At 51.7% G+C, this 16927-nt stretch carries 16 protein-coding genes and 1 pseudogene; 1 reads left to right on the plus strand and 16 read right to left on the minus strand.

The features are described from left to right. From QMK20_RS24530 to QMK20_RS24560, 7 genes are all read right to left on the minus strand, one after another. Entirely contained in the window at positions 1 to 678 is a 678-nt protein-coding gene (locus tag QMK20_RS24530) for an amino acid ABC transporter permease (RefSeq protein ID WP_044644408.1), read from the minus strand. Continuing rightward, entirely contained in the window at positions 659 to 1324 is a 666-nt protein-coding gene (locus QMK20_RS24535) for an amino acid ABC transporter permease (protein ID WP_283653655.1), read from the minus strand. The genes QMK20_RS24530 and QMK20_RS24535 overlap by 20 nt, the downstream gene beginning before the upstream one ends. A gap of 220 nt (positions 1325 to 1544) precedes the next feature. Further along, positions 1545 to 2993 (minus strand): SulP family inorganic anion transporter, encoded by a 1449-nt coding sequence (locus QMK20_RS24540; protein WP_283653656.1) that lies wholly within the window; start codon positions 2991 to 2993, stop codon positions 1545 to 1547. A gap of 270 nt (positions 2994 to 3263) precedes the next feature. Then, positions 3264 to 3836, minus strand: coding sequence for a hypothetical protein (locus QMK20_RS24545; RefSeq protein WP_283653657.1), 573 nt, complete (start codon positions 3834 to 3836; stop codon positions 3264 to 3266). A 23-nt stretch (positions 3837 to 3859) separates the two neighbouring features. Then, positions 3860 to 5530, minus strand: coding sequence for an ABC1 kinase family protein (locus QMK20_RS24550; RefSeq protein ID WP_283656338.1), 1671 nt, complete (start codon positions 5528 to 5530; stop codon positions 3860 to 3862). Between the two features lies 1 nt (position 5531). Beyond that, positions 5532 to 5891, minus strand: a complete 360-nt coding sequence (locus tag QMK20_RS24555; RefSeq protein WP_283653658.1) for a phasin family protein — start codon at positions 5889 to 5891, stop codon at positions 5532 to 5534. A 102-nt stretch (positions 5892 to 5993) separates the two neighbouring features. Beyond that, the gene (locus QMK20_RS24560) at positions 5994 to 6632 is read right to left on the minus strand and encodes a ThuA domain-containing protein (RefSeq protein WP_283653659.1); all 639 of its coding nucleotides are present in this window, start codon (positions 6630 to 6632) and stop codon (positions 5994 to 5996) included. 431 nt (positions 6633 to 7063) lie between these two features. Between QMK20_RS24560 and QMK20_RS24565 the strand changes: the two genes are divergently transcribed. Next, the gene (locus tag QMK20_RS24565) at positions 7064 to 7513 is read left to right on the plus strand and encodes an AbrB/MazE/SpoVT family DNA-binding domain-containing protein (RefSeq protein ID WP_283653660.1); all 450 of its coding nucleotides are present in this window, start codon (positions 7064 to 7066) and stop codon (positions 7511 to 7513) included. A 174-nt stretch (positions 7514 to 7687) separates the two neighbouring features. Here QMK20_RS24565 and QMK20_RS24570 read toward each other — a convergent pair whose 3' ends face one another. The 9 genes and pseudogenes from QMK20_RS24570 to QMK20_RS24610 all read right to left on the minus strand — a co-directional run bounded on the left by QMK20_RS24570 (position 7688) and on the right by QMK20_RS24610 (position 16919). Next, positions 7688 to 9142, minus strand: coding sequence for a cobyrinic acid a,c-diamide synthase CobB (locus QMK20_RS24570; protein WP_283653661.1), 1455 nt, complete (start codon positions 9140 to 9142; stop codon positions 7688 to 7690). Next, positions 9135 to 10223: a cobalt-precorrin 5A hydrolase gene (locus QMK20_RS24575; RefSeq protein ID WP_283653662.1), complete on the minus strand. Its 1089-nt coding sequence runs from the start codon at positions 10221 to 10223 to the stop codon at positions 9135 to 9137. Before QMK20_RS24575 ends, QMK20_RS24570 begins: the two co-directional genes overlap by 8 nt. Further along, the gene (gene cobM, locus QMK20_RS24580; protein WP_283653663.1) at positions 10216 to 11010 is read right to left on the minus strand and encodes a precorrin-4 C(11)-methyltransferase; all 795 of its coding nucleotides are present in this window, start codon (positions 11008 to 11010) and stop codon (positions 10216 to 10218) included. Before cobM ends, QMK20_RS24575 begins: the two co-directional genes overlap by 8 nt. Next, a complete protein-coding gene (cobI, locus tag QMK20_RS24585; protein WP_283653664.1) occupies positions 11007 to 11723 on the minus strand; it encodes a precorrin-2 C(20)-methyltransferase in 717 nt (238 codons plus the stop codon). Before cobI ends, cobM begins: the two co-directional genes overlap by 4 nt. Positions 11724 to 11752: 29 nt before the next feature. Next, a complete protein-coding gene (gene cbiE, locus QMK20_RS24590) occupies positions 11753 to 13009 on the minus strand; it encodes a precorrin-6y C5,15-methyltransferase (decarboxylating) subunit CbiE (protein WP_283653665.1) in 1257 nt (418 codons plus the stop codon). Continuing rightward, positions 13002 to 14146, minus strand: a pseudogene (locus tag QMK20_RS24595) (cobalt-precorrin-5B (C(1))-methyltransferase). The gene cbiE and the pseudogene QMK20_RS24595 overlap by 8 nt, the downstream one beginning before the upstream one ends. Before the next feature lie 74 nt (positions 14147 to 14220). Beyond that, the gene (locus QMK20_RS24600; RefSeq protein WP_014278561.1) at positions 14221 to 14865 is read right to left on the minus strand and encodes a precorrin-8X methylmutase; all 645 of its coding nucleotides are present in this window, start codon (positions 14863 to 14865) and stop codon (positions 14221 to 14223) included. A 147-nt stretch (positions 14866 to 15012) separates the two neighbouring features. After that, on the minus strand, positions 15013 to 15792 hold the full coding sequence (cobK, locus tag QMK20_RS24605; protein WP_283653666.1) for a precorrin-6A reductase: 780 nt from the start codon (positions 15790 to 15792) through the stop codon (positions 15013 to 15015). Next, positions 15789 to 16919 carry a sirohydrochlorin chelatase gene (locus QMK20_RS24610; protein WP_283653667.1) on the minus strand — a complete coding sequence of 377 codons (1131 nt, stop codon included), beginning with the start codon at positions 16917 to 16919 and terminating at the stop codon, positions 15789 to 15791. Before QMK20_RS24610 ends, cobK begins: the two co-directional genes overlap by 4 nt. Positions 16920 to 16927 lie beyond the last annotated feature (8 nt).

Here is a 16927-nt window from a genome sequence, read left to right on the forward strand (position 1 = left end):
CTAATTTTGCCATCTGCGTTCGAATCTTTTGGAAAGTCTGGACAACGGATAGCATACGAGAAAATATAGTATAAAAATAAAACCGTACACCCAAAAGGATGCAGCAGGCGCTTTAATCACACCAAGCTCAATAATCTGTTGTCCGACCTTTACCACCTCTACCACGCCAATCAACACCACCAATGACGTTGTTTTGATCATCCGTGTCGCCAGATTAATAGAACCCGGCAGCATTCGGCGCACCGCCTGAGGAATGAGCACATGACGGTATAACTGTCCATACGTCAGACCCAGTGCTTGCCCGGATTCCACCTGATGCTTGGGTAACGATTCGAGCGCACCACGAACGATGTCACCGATCTCCGCCGCACCCCATAAGCTAAACACGATAATTGCCGTTAGCTCCCCGCTAATGTTCACATTCAGCAAAGGCGTGAAGCCGAAGTACACGACATACAGCCAAACCAAAATCGGAATAATGCGAAACGTCTCCAGATAAAGCCGTAATACAAATCGAATCGGTCCCGACTTTAAAGTGCGCAATAGCCCCATCACGATGCCCAGCACTGTGCCGATCACAATCGAAATAAATGCAATTTCCATCGTAACGAGTAACCCACCTAACAGACGCTCAAAATTGGAACCTTCAAAAAGCACATTAATCCCCGAATTCTGCATATCGCACCTTCCTTTCCACCCATGTCAGCAGCATCGACAAAGGCAAAAGCAGGACGAGATAAGCCAGCACCAGCAGAATCAGCGATTCCGCCGTTTTGTAGTACATGCCGATCAGGTCTTTTGCCACATTCATAATATCTAGCAAAGCAATGGCGCCAACAATGGAGGTTTCTTTGAGCAGAAAAATCGCATTCGCACCCAACGACGGAACACTGATAGCAAAGGCCTGTGGCAAAATAACATACCGCGCCAGTTGCACCTTGGACAGTCCCAAGCTAAGCCCGGATTCCGTCTGAGTTTTACTCACTGCTTCAATCCCACCACGGAACGCCTCTGCCATATACCCTCCGCCCAAAAAGGTCATACCAATGATGGCGCACGTCATTTCACTCATATGCAACCCAATTTTTGTAAAACCATAGTACAGAAAATACAACTGTACCAGCAGCGGTGTATTTCGGGAAAGCTCAATATACGCTACAATAATGCCGCTGATACCCTTCACCTTGTAATACAACACGATACTGCACAGCAAACCGACGATCAGCGAAAAAAGTATGGCCCAAAAAGCAATCTTCAGTGTAAGCCACATCGCCTCACCATACAGCGGCAAGCTCTCTACGATAAACTCCCAGTCTAAATTCATATGTACATACCTTTCAATTTTCGATTAATCCTATGTATTTTGTGAGTTTAATAACAATGATTGTATTCCAGCCCAATTATTACGTCAATACTCCGACAAAAATTTGTCATATTTATCTATGATTTAGGAAGAAAACCTTTATTTCATTTCAGAAATGCATGCAAAAAAGCCTGAAATGGCTAAATTCCATTCCAGGCTTTGATCTATTCTATACGATTTATCACACCAGCGGCTCCGTAACTACAGAACCGCCGAGCTTTTCCACAATCAAACGGCTTTCCTCGTTCAGTCCCCGCAGGGTAATCAATTTACCGGATTTCGTGTACTTTTGCAGCACCTTCCCAATGGCGGTTACCGCAGAATGATCCCAAATATGCGATTGGCTGAAATCCACCACCACGCGTTTCGGATCATCCGAAGGTTCAAAATGGTCGACAAAATGAGTCGTCGAAGCGAAAAACATCGGACCGCTAACATGGTACACCTTTTCATCGTTGTCCTCTGTCGCGCTGATGCGGATTTTAGCCATTTTCCAGCCAAAATGCAGGGCACTCAGCAACACACCCACGATAACTCCCTTAGACAAATCATGCGTAGCCACCACAATGACGACCGTCGTAACCATGATAAGCGTGTCCGCTTTGGGAACCCTGGCTATGTTTCGGAGCGAATTCCAGTCCACTGTTCCGATACACACCATAAACATAACTCCCACCAGTGCGCCCATCGGTACTTCCTTCACAACCCCGCCGAGCACCAGCAGCAGAAAGGCCAGAAACACCCCTGCCGTGAAGGTGGACAAACGCCCTCTACCTCCCGAGCTAACATTAATAACGGATTGCCCGATCATAGCACAGCCACCCATACCGCCGAAAAAACCATTTACAAAGTTGGCAATCCCTTGCCCACGGGCTTCCCGGTTTTTATTGCTTTTCGTTTCGGTCATTTCATCCAAAATACTGGCTGTCAGCAATGATTCCAGCAGTCCCACCAGCGCCATCGTAAAGGAATACGGCAGCAATATCCACAATGTATGCAACGACCACTCAATTTGCGGCATATGGAATGAAGGCAGTGAGCTAGTCAGCGTACCGATATCGCCTACGGTTTTAACATTTAACCCGAACATATACGTGATGATCGTCATGATAACGATTGCCGTCAATGGAGCGGGAATGCTTTTCACAAACCTCGGCAAAATATACACAATGAGCAGCGTACCCGCCACCATCGCGTACATGATCCAATTGGCTCCGTGAAAGTGGGTGAGCTGCGCCATAAAGACGAGAATCGCCAGCGCATTCACAAACCCGGTCATGACTGGCTGCGAAATAAAGCTTATAAAACGCCCTATTTTAAAAACACCCAGCAGCACCTGAATAATACCTGCCAAAATAGTAGCCGCAAACAGATATTCCACGCCATGATCCTTCACCAAACCCACGACCAGCACCGCTACAGCCCCGGTTGCTGCCGAGATCATCGCCGGGCGCCCGCCTGCAAAAGAAATAACAATTGCCATCGAAATGGAGGCGTACAGTCCGACCATCGGATTGACGCCGGCAATGATCGAGAAGGCAATCGCCTCCGGGATTAGTGCCAGCGCCACGGTCATACCTGCAAGTATATCAGCCCGGATATTACCGAACCATTGTTGTCTAAAATTCATACGGTTTCTTTCCAGCCTCCTATATTAACGGAGAACAGCGTGTTGACCCGCGCCCGGTGTCGTTCCGGGCCTCCGTCCAGCGGCCAATCGCATAGGCTCTCCTATGATTCGGCTCGTTTCTCTCACACGAACCCGCCCGTTATATTCAGTCCATCATTATAACGTAAGGGGTTCGCAGAAACGAGTCAGGTAAGAGGCTATTTGGAAAAAGAAAACAGGCGTTTCCTTGGAATATCGCGTGTTTCCTTCGTTTAATTCGTTTTCTTATAATTAAAATTTTCGCAATTCCCGTACAAGCTCCAATAGGGCGTCAGAGATATCCGGGTCGGAGCTATGCTGGAGCATGCTCTCAAAGTCAGGTAATGCCCGCTTCAATAACCGATAACTATAATCGTAATAGCTCCAAAAGGCCACCGGATCATAGCCTCGCGCTTCTTCCTCTTCCCATTCCAATTCATCTTCTTCAGGATCGGTGTCTTCTGGCCACAGATATTTTTCATCCAACAGCATGGTCAGGGATTCGACAGACTTCTGTGAATCGGCTTGTGCATTTTGCATGTCCAATGCCCCGATAACTGCGTGATAACACTCTAATTCTTCTAGCGTGATATCATCCGCTTTTCTCGCATGCATATTTCTTAATAAAAAGAGCAACGCCCATGGCGTAACCTGCCACAATGTGCCCTGATGCTCAATCAGATTAGCAATGTCATCATATTTTCCGTCCGATATCAATTGCGGCAGCTCGCTACCCCTGCCATATGGAGTCGTCAGACGGTGCCACGGCACATCGGTGATTTGGAAATTATGAATGGGGATGGTGTTGATCTCATGATTATCCATGGCTCATCCTTTCCGATGGGTATCTAAAATCTTCCTGATTTAAAAATAGAATACAGCAAAAAAGCAACCATTAAGAGAGCGACGACAAAGCCAATCTCAATCGCAGGCACATTCCACAGCACAGTCGCCTGATGATTCAGCGATGAACCGATAATTAGGCCGACCATAATAATGCTGAACGCCAGCAGTACGATGCTGAACGACAGGCGATTGCTGATTTGATCCAGCCTGCGCAAGAGCATTTCCAGCTCCGGCACGGTGACCTCCAGCTTGAGCTTGCCTTTGCTGATAATCGAAGCCAAGTGCCTTGCCTGCCCTGGAAGCTCCATCAGCGTCTCGACCAGCTCGGTCGCACCGCCCAGCAGCTTGCCCCGGATACGGCGACTGCTAAAGCGCTCCTTTAACAGCTTGTTGCCAAAAGGCTCCGCCAGAGCAAGAATGCTAAGATCAGGGTCGAGATGCTCAATGACCCCTTCCAGCGTCAGCAGCGATTTGCCGAGCAGCAAGACGTCTGAAGGCAGGCCGATCCGGTGCCGCTGTGCTGCGCCGAACAGGTCGTTCAGGGCATTACCGATGCTGACCTGCGAGAACGGAACATCCGAGTAATCTTCGCGCATCTTATCCAGATCGGCACGCAGCGCGTTCATATCCGTATCTGGCTCAACCAGCCCCAGCCGTTCGATAGCCCGAACCATGGCATCGGTATTTTTGCGCATCAGCGCGATAATAAGCGAGGCAAGATGATTCTTCATCTCTTCACTCAGCCGCCCGGTCATGCCGAAGTCCAAATAAGCGAGACTGCCATTTTTCAGGACAAGCAAATTTCCCGGATGAGGATCGGCGTGAAAAAAACCTTCAATAAAGATTTGATGCAGCATACTGTTTACCAGCCGCTGTGCCAGATCCTTCAAATCATATCCACGACGTAATAGCTCTTCTCGATTGCCCAGATGGGTACCATCCAAAAACTCCATGGTTAACACACGTGAAGAGGTATGGTCCCAATATATTTTCGGAATATGGATATGCGGGTCCTGCTCGAACTGGAGCGAGATTTTCTCCGTATTGCGGGCTTCATGGTTGTAATCCAGTTCCTGAATAAGCGATCTGCCCAGTTCCTCCACCATCTGGCTAAGCTGATAGCGTCCCACCCATTCCCAGCGTTTGACCGCTATTGCAGTCAGTTCCCGCAAAATATCCAGATCCCGACGAATGATGCGGTTCACGCCAGGCCGTTGGATTTTAATGGCGACCAGTTCTCCGCTGTGCAGCTTACCCAGATGCACCTGACCAATGGAAGCAGCAGCCAGCGGAACATCGTCAAAACGGGTCATAATATCCTCCAATGACGTGTCCAGCTCCTGTTCCAAAATGCCGCGTGCTGTTTCAGCAGAAAAAGGCGGCACCTGATCCTGAAGCTTGACCAGCTCACGGATAATCGGCTCCGGCAACAGGTCTGCGCGCGTACTTGCCAACTGCCCAAGCTTAATAAACGCAGGCCCCAGATCCTCCAGCACCAGCCGAATCCGTTCGCCCAGCGTTTTGGACTCTGGCGTTTCTCTCATCAGCCACTTACGGGGCAGCGATAATAGCTGGAACAGGCCTATTTCCTCCACCATATAGCCAAAGCCATGACGCGCCAGCGCCATGGCAATTTCCCGGTAACGACCGGCGTGCTTTATACGAACCGCCATTTTAATCCAGTCGGTTCCCTTCTTCAGCATCGCTCGAACCCGTAAGCGCTGCCTTTTCTTTTTCCAGCTCCGCTACCTGTTTTTCCAGGGATGCCACACGTTGCTCCAAACTTGCGACATCATTTTCGGTAGGTACGTCCAGCTCCTGCAAAATGCGGCTAACCTGCTCGCGGATTGCCGTTTTGAATTGTCCCTGTTCCTCTGTGCCCCGTTCGATCAGACGATCGACCAGCGCTTTGGATTCCGATGGTGCAAGTTCTCCCCGGTTTACAAGATCCTCGACGGCTTTTTCCACCTTTTCTTTGCTGACAATGGTGAGGCCCCATCCCAATGAGATGGCTTTTTTGAACAAATCGCTCATGATATATCCTCCCCTACCTGTGATTTCCTATAGTATAACCCGAAAAGGGGAACCGCATAAAGTCCGCAGCTCCCCTTCCCTAGTTAGAAGACATCAGTTATACTAGCCCCGCAAGCGTCCGGCCCACTTGGCAGCCTGAAGAATCAACTTTCGATACCCTTCATGCTGGAAGCTTGGCTGATTGTGTCCAGGCATCAAATAGACAACCCGACCCAAGCCATAGGACAACGACCATGCTGCTGGGCACCATTGGCCCTCGTATTCGTATTCCATCAACAGTGTTTTTTCAGTAAACGGATCAAAGTCAAACCGATACGGCTCCTCCTCGATCTCAAACGGTTCAATCCCTTCCATAATCGGGTGGTCCGGCTCCGTCACCTTGAAGGACAACTGGCCCGCAACAGGATGCCGCAAAAAACGCGCCCCAATGAGCTGTGCAATTTCATATCGGCCTTGCAACGTAATTCCGTTGTGCAGCACGAGCAGTCCACCCCCGCCACTGACGTAGGACAGCAACCCTGCTGTTTGCTGGGGAGACAGAACCTCCTTGCGGCTATCGCAGTATGAGATGCATAAATCAAATGAGGCCAGGTTTTCCTTGAGCAGCATTTTACGATTCTCGCTGCATTGTACTGTCATCCAATCCTGTAAAATATGGCTAATCTCTCCGTCCACCCCTTGTAGCGGGTGAAACTCCGGATACGTATAATCTCCTAACAACAATGCTTTTCTTCTTTCCATGATGAATCCTCCTTGCCTAATCTGTATATAAGGACTTTAAAGGCGATGTCCCGTGTCATTTGTTCTTATTTGTGTCGTCTCTGGGCTCAAAAATTTAAACTAGCCCTCACCCGTTGCGCATAACACCGCCATCATCGCCCGAGCTATGGCATATATAAATAATTCTACAGGCGGGCTATTAAATCCTTTAGCAGAAGATTATAGCATATATATTCGATCGGAATAAACATATTCAAAAATTTATATGCGTGAACACTGGCGAATTCATCGGTTTATGGTATACTCGTAAGAAAAAAAGCGTGTTCATGTGTTTTCTAAAAAAGGCTGGATCGCTTTTTAGTAAGAAGTTTATGCTTGCGGTTATAGAATTGTTAAGCTCTTCTTAAAACTTATACATTCTATGAATCTTAAAAACCGGGGAGGTTGCATGAATGAAGAGGACTGGAATGACCCGGCCTTTGGACAGCTTGGGACGAATTGTGCTTCCTAAAGAGTTGCGCATGACGATGGAGATTGACATCGGCGATCCATTAGAGTTTTTTATTGAAGACCAGACACTCATGCTCCGTAAGTACAAATCAACCAATTGCATATTTTGCGGTGCGGTTGATACGAACACTTATTTTAAAGACCAGTTTATTTGCGACGAATGTACAGCAGCAATGAAAACGGAAGATTTGCTTCCGGTCACGGTGGCAGAAACCAATTTGACTCCAATCAAGCAAAATATGCATATGAAAAAGATTTATCAGCGTACAGATGTTATTCTGGAAAAAATGAGAGAGCTTATGGAAGAGCATCCAGCATCCTCACAAAAACAACTCGCTTCTATGCTAGGCGTGAGTCAGGGAAGGATTTCCCAGTTGAAGAAGCTCATGTGAGTAAATCACCAAAAAAGTAATGAATACGCTTCCATGTTATGTAAGGTTGAATCTTACCTAAGTTTAGAAAAGCCGGACCCTTGTCAGCAAGGAACCCGGCTTTTTTGGCGTACACATGAAGTTGTTCTTTTATCCTGTTAGGAACTATAGTTGCGATGGTTGCCAGATGGTGGATTACTGACCGAATGCCCTGCATTTTTCCACCCAGCGTACTGCCGCCTTGGGAAAAGAAGCGAGATGGATATGTGTATAGGCTGCCAACAGGTTCCCCTTCACATAGCCTTCGCTCTGGAGCCCGCGCATCCCCTTGGTTTGATAGGCATAAGGGTACGGGGAGGCTGATTCATCATAGACCATCACGGAATAATGAAACTCATGTCCCCGGATTGTCTCTCCAGCCTCCAGCAACAGACAATCCTGTAATGCAGTTGCTTCCCGGTAGCCGAGCGCGGCCCGCTTGTCCTGCATTCGCACATCGGACGGGATGACCCCCGCCATGCTATGCACAGCACCGGAACGATCTGTAAGCGTACGTGCCAGTACCATGTAACCACCGCATTCGGCGAATACAGGCATATCCCCACTCACCGCGTTGCGGATATCTTCCAGAAAGCCCGTATTCGCAGCAATGGCAGCGGCGAACTCCTCGGGGAAACCACCGCCCAGATATAGGCCGCTTGCCTGCTCAGGTACGCGTTCTCCAGCCAGCGGACTGAAAAAGGAAAGTTCAGCTCCCGACTGACGCAGCAAATCCAAATTTTCCGGGTAGTAAAAATTGAACGCCGCATCTCTGGCAACGGCAATGACCGGACGTTCCCCGGCGTCGGCTTGCGTCTCCGACGAAAGCCGATCCGGGGCAAATAACGGCTGCACTGGCAGAGACAACGGCGGAGCCGAGTCCGCCAGTACCCGCAGCGCGGCCAAATCCGTGCCTGCGCGGATCAGCTCTGCTGCCCGTTGAAAGAGCGGCTCCAGTTCGCCGCGCTCGACAGCCGGGACCAAGCCCAGATGACGCTCGGGAATATCCAGACCGTCGTCACGTTGGAGCCAGCCGAGCACGGGGATGCCGCACTCCTGCTCGATCGCCTTTTTGACGATGCCGTAATGCCCTTGGCTTCCGCAGCGGTTCACGATCACACCCGTAATGCGCAGCTTCGGCTCCAGACGCTGGAAACCTAGTACAATAGCGGCCGCGCTTCGTGCCATACTACGTACGTCAACGACCAACAGCACAGGGCTATCCGTCAGCATGGCGATTTCGGCAGTCGACCCGGTGTTGCTGAGCGGGTCCTTGCCGTCAAAAAGCCCCATGACGCCTTCAATCACGGAAATATCCGCACCTTCGGAGGCACGGATAAAGGTTTCACGCACCGTATCCGGCGAGGTCATCCATGAATCGAGATTACGCGAAGGCATTCCGGTCGCGGCGGTGTGATAGGTCGGATCAATATAATCCGGCCCGCACTTAAAACCCTGCACCCGCAGGCCGCTATCGGAAAAAGCCTTCATCAGCCCGAGGGTGACGGTCGTTTTGCCCGCGCCACTGCCCGTTCCAGCCACGACAATACGACTTCTGTGTGCAACAGAGGACTGAGCTGTTCGCACATCCTGCTTATTGCGATCAGTCATAAGATACCCGTGCTACGGATATCGTCATATTGCCGCTTTTTTTCTTCTCCAGCAGCCAATGATCTGCACCGGAGGATAACAGCGCTGAAGGCTCGCTGACACCGTATGCTCCTGTGTACTTAAAGACCGTTTCCGATGGATTGGGAAGCTGTACGGTGTTTAGCTCTGACGGGATGTACGTCACCAGCTCCCAGCCGTATTTGGCGCAAAGGGCAAGCAAACCCTCTTCATCCTTTTTCAGATCAATGGTCGCAATATTGCGCACGCTTTTCACTGACAAGCGAAGCTCATTCAAGCTGTCCAGCACGCCAGCCTCCAGCTCCTCCACAGCAGTCCCCCGATTACAGCCGATGCCGAGCACCAGACTTTTCGGACGATACAGCACACCATTAGCCAGAAACCGTTCCTCTTCCTCCGGCTCCAGCAGACGGTCGCTAACGACCAATGCGGCATTGAACGTCTCTTGTGAAGCTTCTGCCATCGAAGCATATACCTTGATATGGGCAGGCACAGGCTTGTCATAACGCCACCAGTTCCGTTCGCCTGTCTCTTGCACGAGCGCCACAGGCTCCTCATTCACAACAGCCGCACTTACCGGAGTTGCCTTGTCGAAGCTGTCGACCACCCAACCCAATTCCCGACCGAACATGTCCACCGGAATCGTACCCTGCACATCCGATGCAGTCGTAATTACCGGGCGTGCGCCGAGTACCGAAGCCACATGACGGGTCAGTTCATTGGCACCGCCCAAATGCCCGGACAGTACGCTAATGACATGCTCCCCGCGATCATCAATGACGACCACCGCCGGGTCTACCTTTTTATCCACTAAAATCGGCGCAATCATACGGACGACCGCACCGAGGGAAATAAATAAAATAATACCGTTATATTGCTTAAATAAATCCGGCAAAATCAGCTTAACCGAGCCTTCGAACAATTCAATACCGCGCTCCTGCTCGTCGCCCCGCTCAAACTTGGACATGTAATACACATCCGTTCCCGGAAAGCTGGCTCCTAAATTACGAACCATCTCCACTCCGTGCTTCGTGATCGCCACAGCGGCAAATGGATTACTCACCGGGCTTCACTCCCTTCCGGTAGCCGTGGGTGAACGACTTATCATACAACTTGGAACGATGCGCGTCCTTGTCTACCAGACCAGGGTCCAGCGCCCAACCTGCCAAAATCATCGCATGCATCGTAATTCCCGCTGCGCGCAGATCGGCAGGCAATTGAGCGAGCGTTGTGCGCACGATCTTTTGGTCTGGCCAGGTTGCACGTTGTACAACCGCTACAGGTGTGTCCTCGCTCCAGCCAGCCGCCAGAAACTCAACAACGACCTTCTTCGCCAACGTTGCACTAAGGAACAACGCCACTGTACAGTGATGGGATGCCAAGTCGCGCAGCTTTTCCCGATCCGGTACAGGTGTGCGGCCCTCCGCACGCGTCAGGATGACGGTCTGCGTCAGGTCAGGCACAGTCAGCTCTGCGCCAAGTACGGCAGCAGAAGCGAAGACCGAGCTAACACCGGGCACGATTTCGTAAACGACTCCGCGCTGCTTCAGCAGCACCATCTGCTCCAAAATCGCGCCGTACACTGCCGGGTCCCCCGTATGTACACGAGCTACACTGCGTCCAGCCTGCACAGCCTCGCTCATAATTTCGACCTGCCGCTCCAGATCCATGCCTGAGCTTTGCAGCACCTGCGCCTCTGGCTTGGCCGTGGCAATCAGCTCGTCGTTCACAAGTGAATCCGTATACAGAACCACATCTGCCGTACGTAAAATTCTTGAGCCTTTGACAGTAATCAGCTCCGGGTCTCCGGGACCCGCTCCTACGATATATACTTTCGGCTCCAAACTCATTTGCTCACCACCATCAGACTCAGATATTCAAGCTCCTGTCCGCGCAGCTCGCGCGCGTTACGCCATACCATTTCATAAGGAGAAGTGACCTTGGTAATGACAGACGCCCGATCCCCCAGATTCAGTTCATCCAGCACATCCAAAATCAGATCCAGCACCTTGGCAACCTTGATAAACACGACCGTATCGTGATTTTCAATCGCCCGCTTCATCGCTTCCTTATCATGGGTAGCCGGAATAATACCGACCTGCTGATCTCCGTCTGCCAAAGGCAACTCCAGCGCCGCCGCTGCTCCCAGCACAGAGGAAATACCCGGAATAGATACAATCGGCACCTCGGGATGAAGCTCCTTCATGAGACGCGCTAAGTGAATAAAGGTACTGTACAGATTCGGGTCCCCCTCGGTGACAAAGGCTACATCCTTGCCTTGACTCAGAGCCTCCCAGCAGGCAACCACCGTCTTGTTCCACTCCCGTTCCAGTACAACCGGGTCCTTGGTCATCGGGAAAATGAGCCCCAGCATCTCTTTTTCCTCTGGGTTTACGTACAGCTCCACGATTTCATGGGCATACGATTTGCCTCCCCGACGTTTCTTCGGATAAGCCACAACTGCGCATTCTTGAAGCATACGGTACGCCTTGACCGTAATCAGCTCGGGATCACCCGGCCCCACGCCTACGCCGTAAAGTGTTCCTGTTGCCGCCGTATTCATGCTGTCTCTCCCCCTCTTGATCTACCAAATTACTCCCCTGCTATCTCGTCAGCCGCTTCCACCGACGGCCGCCCCGTAATGACATATATCGGATTCAGTCCGTCAAAACGCGTCATATTCAAAATCGGCTTGCTACGCGCTGTTTGCAGTAACGTCACCGAGGTTTCCAGCCCCGCTTCTTGCATCGCCTTCATGCCGTCATGCAGCGTCTCAATCGTTGCGGCATTCACTACAATTCGTCCATCCGTACGCAGACGGGAAGCGCACAGCCGAATCAGCTCCGCCAGCTCTCCCCCGCTCCCGCCGATAAACACCGCATCCGGGTCTGGCAGCTCTTCCAGTCCGGCAGGCGCTTTGGCGTGAATGACCGGAAAATCGGTGCGGAATTTGATCTTGTTCGCTTCCACATTGGTGAGATCGCCTTCATTCTTCTCAATGGCAAACACTTGCCCGTACTTCGCCAGCCGCGCACACTCCACAGCTACAGAACCAGAGCCTGCGCCAATGTCCCATACGATGCTTCGCTCTGTCAGACGCAGCTCGGACAGGCTGAATACACGCACTTCGCGCTTCGTAATCAGCCCTTTTTCCGGCTTGCGCTGGTGAAATTCCGCGTCCTCAAAGCCAAACCCCCGACGAATCGCAGGTACGTCCGCACCTTTACGGCGGCGCAAAATAACCACGTTCAGGGGTTGGAACTCTCCCCGCGCCATCTCTTCCAGCGTATAATGCCGATACGTCTCATCCGGTCCGCCCAAATGCTCGCCGACAAAGGCATCGTATTCTGTCATGCCATAATGCAGCAGATAGGCAGCGACTGCGACGGGATGATTCCGGTCGTCCGTCAGCAGCGCGACCTTGTTCTGTCCGTCGATCCGCTGCGCCAGTCCGGTCATCGGACGACCGTGTACGCTTTCCAGCACCGCATCCTGCCAGCTCTCGCCCAAACGCGCGAACGCCAACTGAACCGAGCTGAGATGAGGCAAAATATCCAGATGCTCAGCCCCCAGCTTGGCGGATAAATACCCTGCGATGCCAAAAAAAAGCGGATCGCCTGACGCAAGCACGACAATATCCTTGTCCTCACGCAAACGTCCCAATTCTTCCACCACGGCGGAAAAGCCGCTCTTTAATGTTCGTTTTTCCCCTGCGGCTGTCGGAAAAAAGGCCAGTTGGCGCTCTCCGCCAACCAGCACGTCCGCACGCTCGATTCGCTCCAGCGTCTCCTGCGACAGACCTGCCCCTCCATTTTCACCGATACCAATGACACGGATCACTCTACTCACCGACTCTCGCCCTCCCCAGCACATTCCCTTTCATCGTTACCAGTACCATTTCTACAACGATTCCACCACCTGCATGCTCCAGACAATGCTGACAACCATAGGTGCACAGCTTTTCAAAAAGCTCAACGCATTCGCTTCGGTCATCATATCCGCCACCTGTGTAGCTGTATTCGCCTCAACCACCGCCGCTGCAAGCGACTCGTCCACACCCGCTTCACGCGCGACCTCGGCCAAAAAGCCGAAATCCACCGGGGCGCTCTTGGAATGAACCATCATGACACCTTGAGCGACCTTCGATAGCTTGCCGGGCATGCCGACGAGAATAATTTTCTTCATTCCCAGCCGTTTTCCATGCTTGATCGCAAAGCCGACAAAATCGCCCATCTGAATAAAGGCTTCTTCCGTGAGCTGATCGTACATTTGCATTGCATATTTTTCACTGCTGCCGCCTGTGGTCAGGACAATTTCCTTGCAATCCATCGCTTGCGCAACCGATATGGCCTGTACGACACTGGCTTTATAAGCCGACGTGGAAAATGGAACCACCACACCTCGCGTACCCAGTATGGAAATACCGCCAAGAATACCAAGTCGCCCATTCAGCGTCTTCTTGGCAATTTCTTCGCCGTCCGGTACGCTGATGACGACACGGACACCTTTGGCCGATCCATGCTCTTCAAGCACGCCTGTGACGGCCTCCGTAATCATCCGGCGCGGCACAGGATTGATCGCTGCTTCCCCGACAGGCACAGGCAGGCCGGGCTTCGTCACCCGCCCCACGCCGATACCGCCGTCGAGCTCAATGCCCGGTTCCTCCCGCCAGCTAACAGACGCGATAATTCTCGCCTGATGCGTTGCATCCGGGTCATCGCCGCCGTCCTTGATCGTCGTGCAGGAAGCCTCGTCCACGTTCAGCACAGGCTCGATCAGCTCAAACGCATGATCGAAACCCGCTGGCAGCGATATCACCGCTTCCTTCGGCGGAATGCCCGTGATGAGCAGTTGCACCGCTCCCTTGGCAACCGCAGCCGCACAGGCTCCGGTTGTAAAGCCTGACCGCATCGGCTTGTCCGGCGCGGGGGCTTCACCACTTTTCATCCGTTTGGGTCTGTCGGCGGACGCCGCTTCCTTTTTCATGCCAATTCCTCCTTAACCTCTCATGCTGATCATGCTCCAATTCATTTCATGATACAGCAAACGGGCAACCGCATCTAGCGGACAGCCATTAAGGAGATTGCATTCAATGCCGCCACGACGATTGTACTGCCGCCCTTGCGCCCAATGTTCGTAATGAACGGAATATCCAGCTTGCGCAGCTCGTCCTTCGATTCTGCCGCCGATACGAAACCGACTGGCATCCCGATAATCAGGCCGGGCTTGGCCGCTCCTTCTTTCACCAGACGAATCAGCTCCAGGAGCGCTGTCGGCGCATTACCAATCGCATAAATACCGCCTTCGCCTGCCTGAATCGCTTTGCGCATCGAAATGATGGCGCGAGTCGTATTCAGTCTTTTCGCTTCCTCCATCACATCCGGGTCCGAAATGTAGACATGCACATCTCCGCCAAACTGACGGATACGATCCTTGCTGAGTCCCGCCTGAATCATTTGCACGTCCGCGACCACCTGCTGCCCTGCGCGAATGGCCGCAACCCCGGCTTCAATCGCTTTCGGATGAAATACCATGCTACGGCCCAGCTCAAAATCAGCAGACGCGTGAATAACGCGCTGAACGACTGGATATTGCGCTTCTGTAAAAGGATGCTCTCCCAGTTCTTCCGTGATCATCTCGAAGCTTTTGCCCTCAATCTCCTGCGGCTGCACCGTCAGCGGTTTGAAATCTGTTTTAAAATCCATCGTTTCGACTACTCCTTTATGGAAAATTAGTTTATATACGCATTTTAAGATGACTATATTTTAAATACACGTCAGAAAAAGTTCTGGATTTATCGGATTGACTGGGTTGTTAATTACCCGGATCGATCAGATTCACAGGGTCATAGTTCAGATCGAAGGGTCCATTTTGGTTGTGCGCAGTGCGTCGATCACTCCGTCAAAATGATCAAATACGGTGCCAAATTCCACTTCCGGTCTGGAAATCAAAATGACATGAATACCCAGCTCCAGGGCAGATTGAACCTTCTCATCCACCGCTCCCGTGCGTCCGCTTTCCTTGGTCACCATCACCGTCGTGCCGAAGTGCCTGTACAATGCCTCGTTCATCTCGCGGGAAAAAGGTCCCTGCATGGCGATAATATTTTTTTGCTCCATGCCTAGCTCGCCGCATTTCTCCATATTGTCCAGACGCGGGAGCATACGTGCAACCAAACGAATCTCCGGGTCTTCGAGCAAATGCTTGGTGAACGTGCCGAGCGTCTTGCTGCCTGTCGTAAGCATTACTGAGCCTTTGAGCTGCTTCGCTTCCAATGCGGCTTCCTCATAGGAGGGTACGATGTGAAGCAGCGGATGATTGTCATACACCAGCCCTGCCCGCTCGTAGCGAACATAAGGAACCCCGGACTCGCGGGCGGCTGTCATAGCATTCGCATGTGCTTCTTCTGCAAAAGGATGACTGGCATCAACGATAGCCTGTACTCCCTGTTCCCGAACCACTGCTGCCATTTCATCGGCTGTCATTCGACCTGTACGTACGTCCAGCCCCACTTCGGACAGGCTCGCTGCCGCGCTTTCTGTTACGACGGAGGCCAATACTTTGAAGCCGTTGTCACGGATTTGCAGCGCCAGTTCCCGAGCATCGCTCGTTCCGCATAGCATGAATATCATGAGCCCTTCACCTGCCCGCTGCCAGAAATGCCGCTTCCGTTCACCACAGACGGCGTATGTGCATGATCGTGGTGGTGTTCATGATCATGGTCATCATGGCTGTGCGCATGTACATGCTCATGCTCGTGGTTGTGATCATGTGAGTGTTTCTCATGATGATGATCGTGTCCATGTGCATGGTGGTCATGGTCGTGATGATCATGATGGTGATCATGATGGTGATCGTGGTCATGTCCGTGATCGTGGTCATGTCCGTGATCGTGATCATGGTCGTGGTGATGATGGTGGTGCTCCTGCGCCTCCAGACGGAACTGGCAGTTATCGCAATTGGCCATCACCTTGCCAACCAAGCCTTCGTTGGCACGCTCCAGCACTAGCTCGACCAATTGTGGATGGAACCCAAAATATCCGCCCATTTCCACTTGTAATGCAGGATGAGACTCCGCAAATTCCTCCGTCATTTCTCCGATACGCTTAATCAGCACACCCGTGAATAGAAAGTATGGAAGCACGATGATTTTTTTGGCGCCTAGACGTAGACAACGCTCCAAGCCATCTGGAAATGAGGGTTGTGTCACACCGATAAAGCTGCTCTCCACCCACGTATACGGGAGTTTTTCCCACAGCATACGGGTAATTTTGAAAAAGTCGCTATTCGCATCCGGATCGCTGCTTCCGCGTCCCAGCACCAGCACAGCCGTTTCTTCATCCGTCACCTCGGCAGAAGCCTCCACAGCGCTATCCATACCGGCTGGAACCGCAACCGGACGTGCCTCTTTCAAGCGACTTTGCAGAATACTGACAATTTTTTCGTGAACGCCAATCGGACGTCCATATACAAATTCCACCTGAGGGTATTTAGCCTTCGCACGATCAATCGCCATCGGAATATCAATTTTGGCATGTCCCGCCGCGAACAGAATAATCGGAACAAGCACGACTCGCGTCGCCCCTTGTTCCACACATGCCTGCACACCCTCAGCAATGCTGGGCCGTGTCAACTCCAAAAAACAGGTTTCCACACACATATCCGGCACACGATCTGCCACCGCCTGTGCAAACTCCAGCAGCTCCCGGTTCCCCTCCGGGTCCCGACTTCCATGTCCAACCAACAATATTGCATTCACTGCTGTAT

Origin of the sequence: Paenibacillus sp. RC334, from assembly GCF_030034735.1 — a bacterium.
Lineage (GTDB): Bacteria > Bacillota > Bacilli > Paenibacillales > Paenibacillaceae > Paenibacillus > Paenibacillus terrae_A.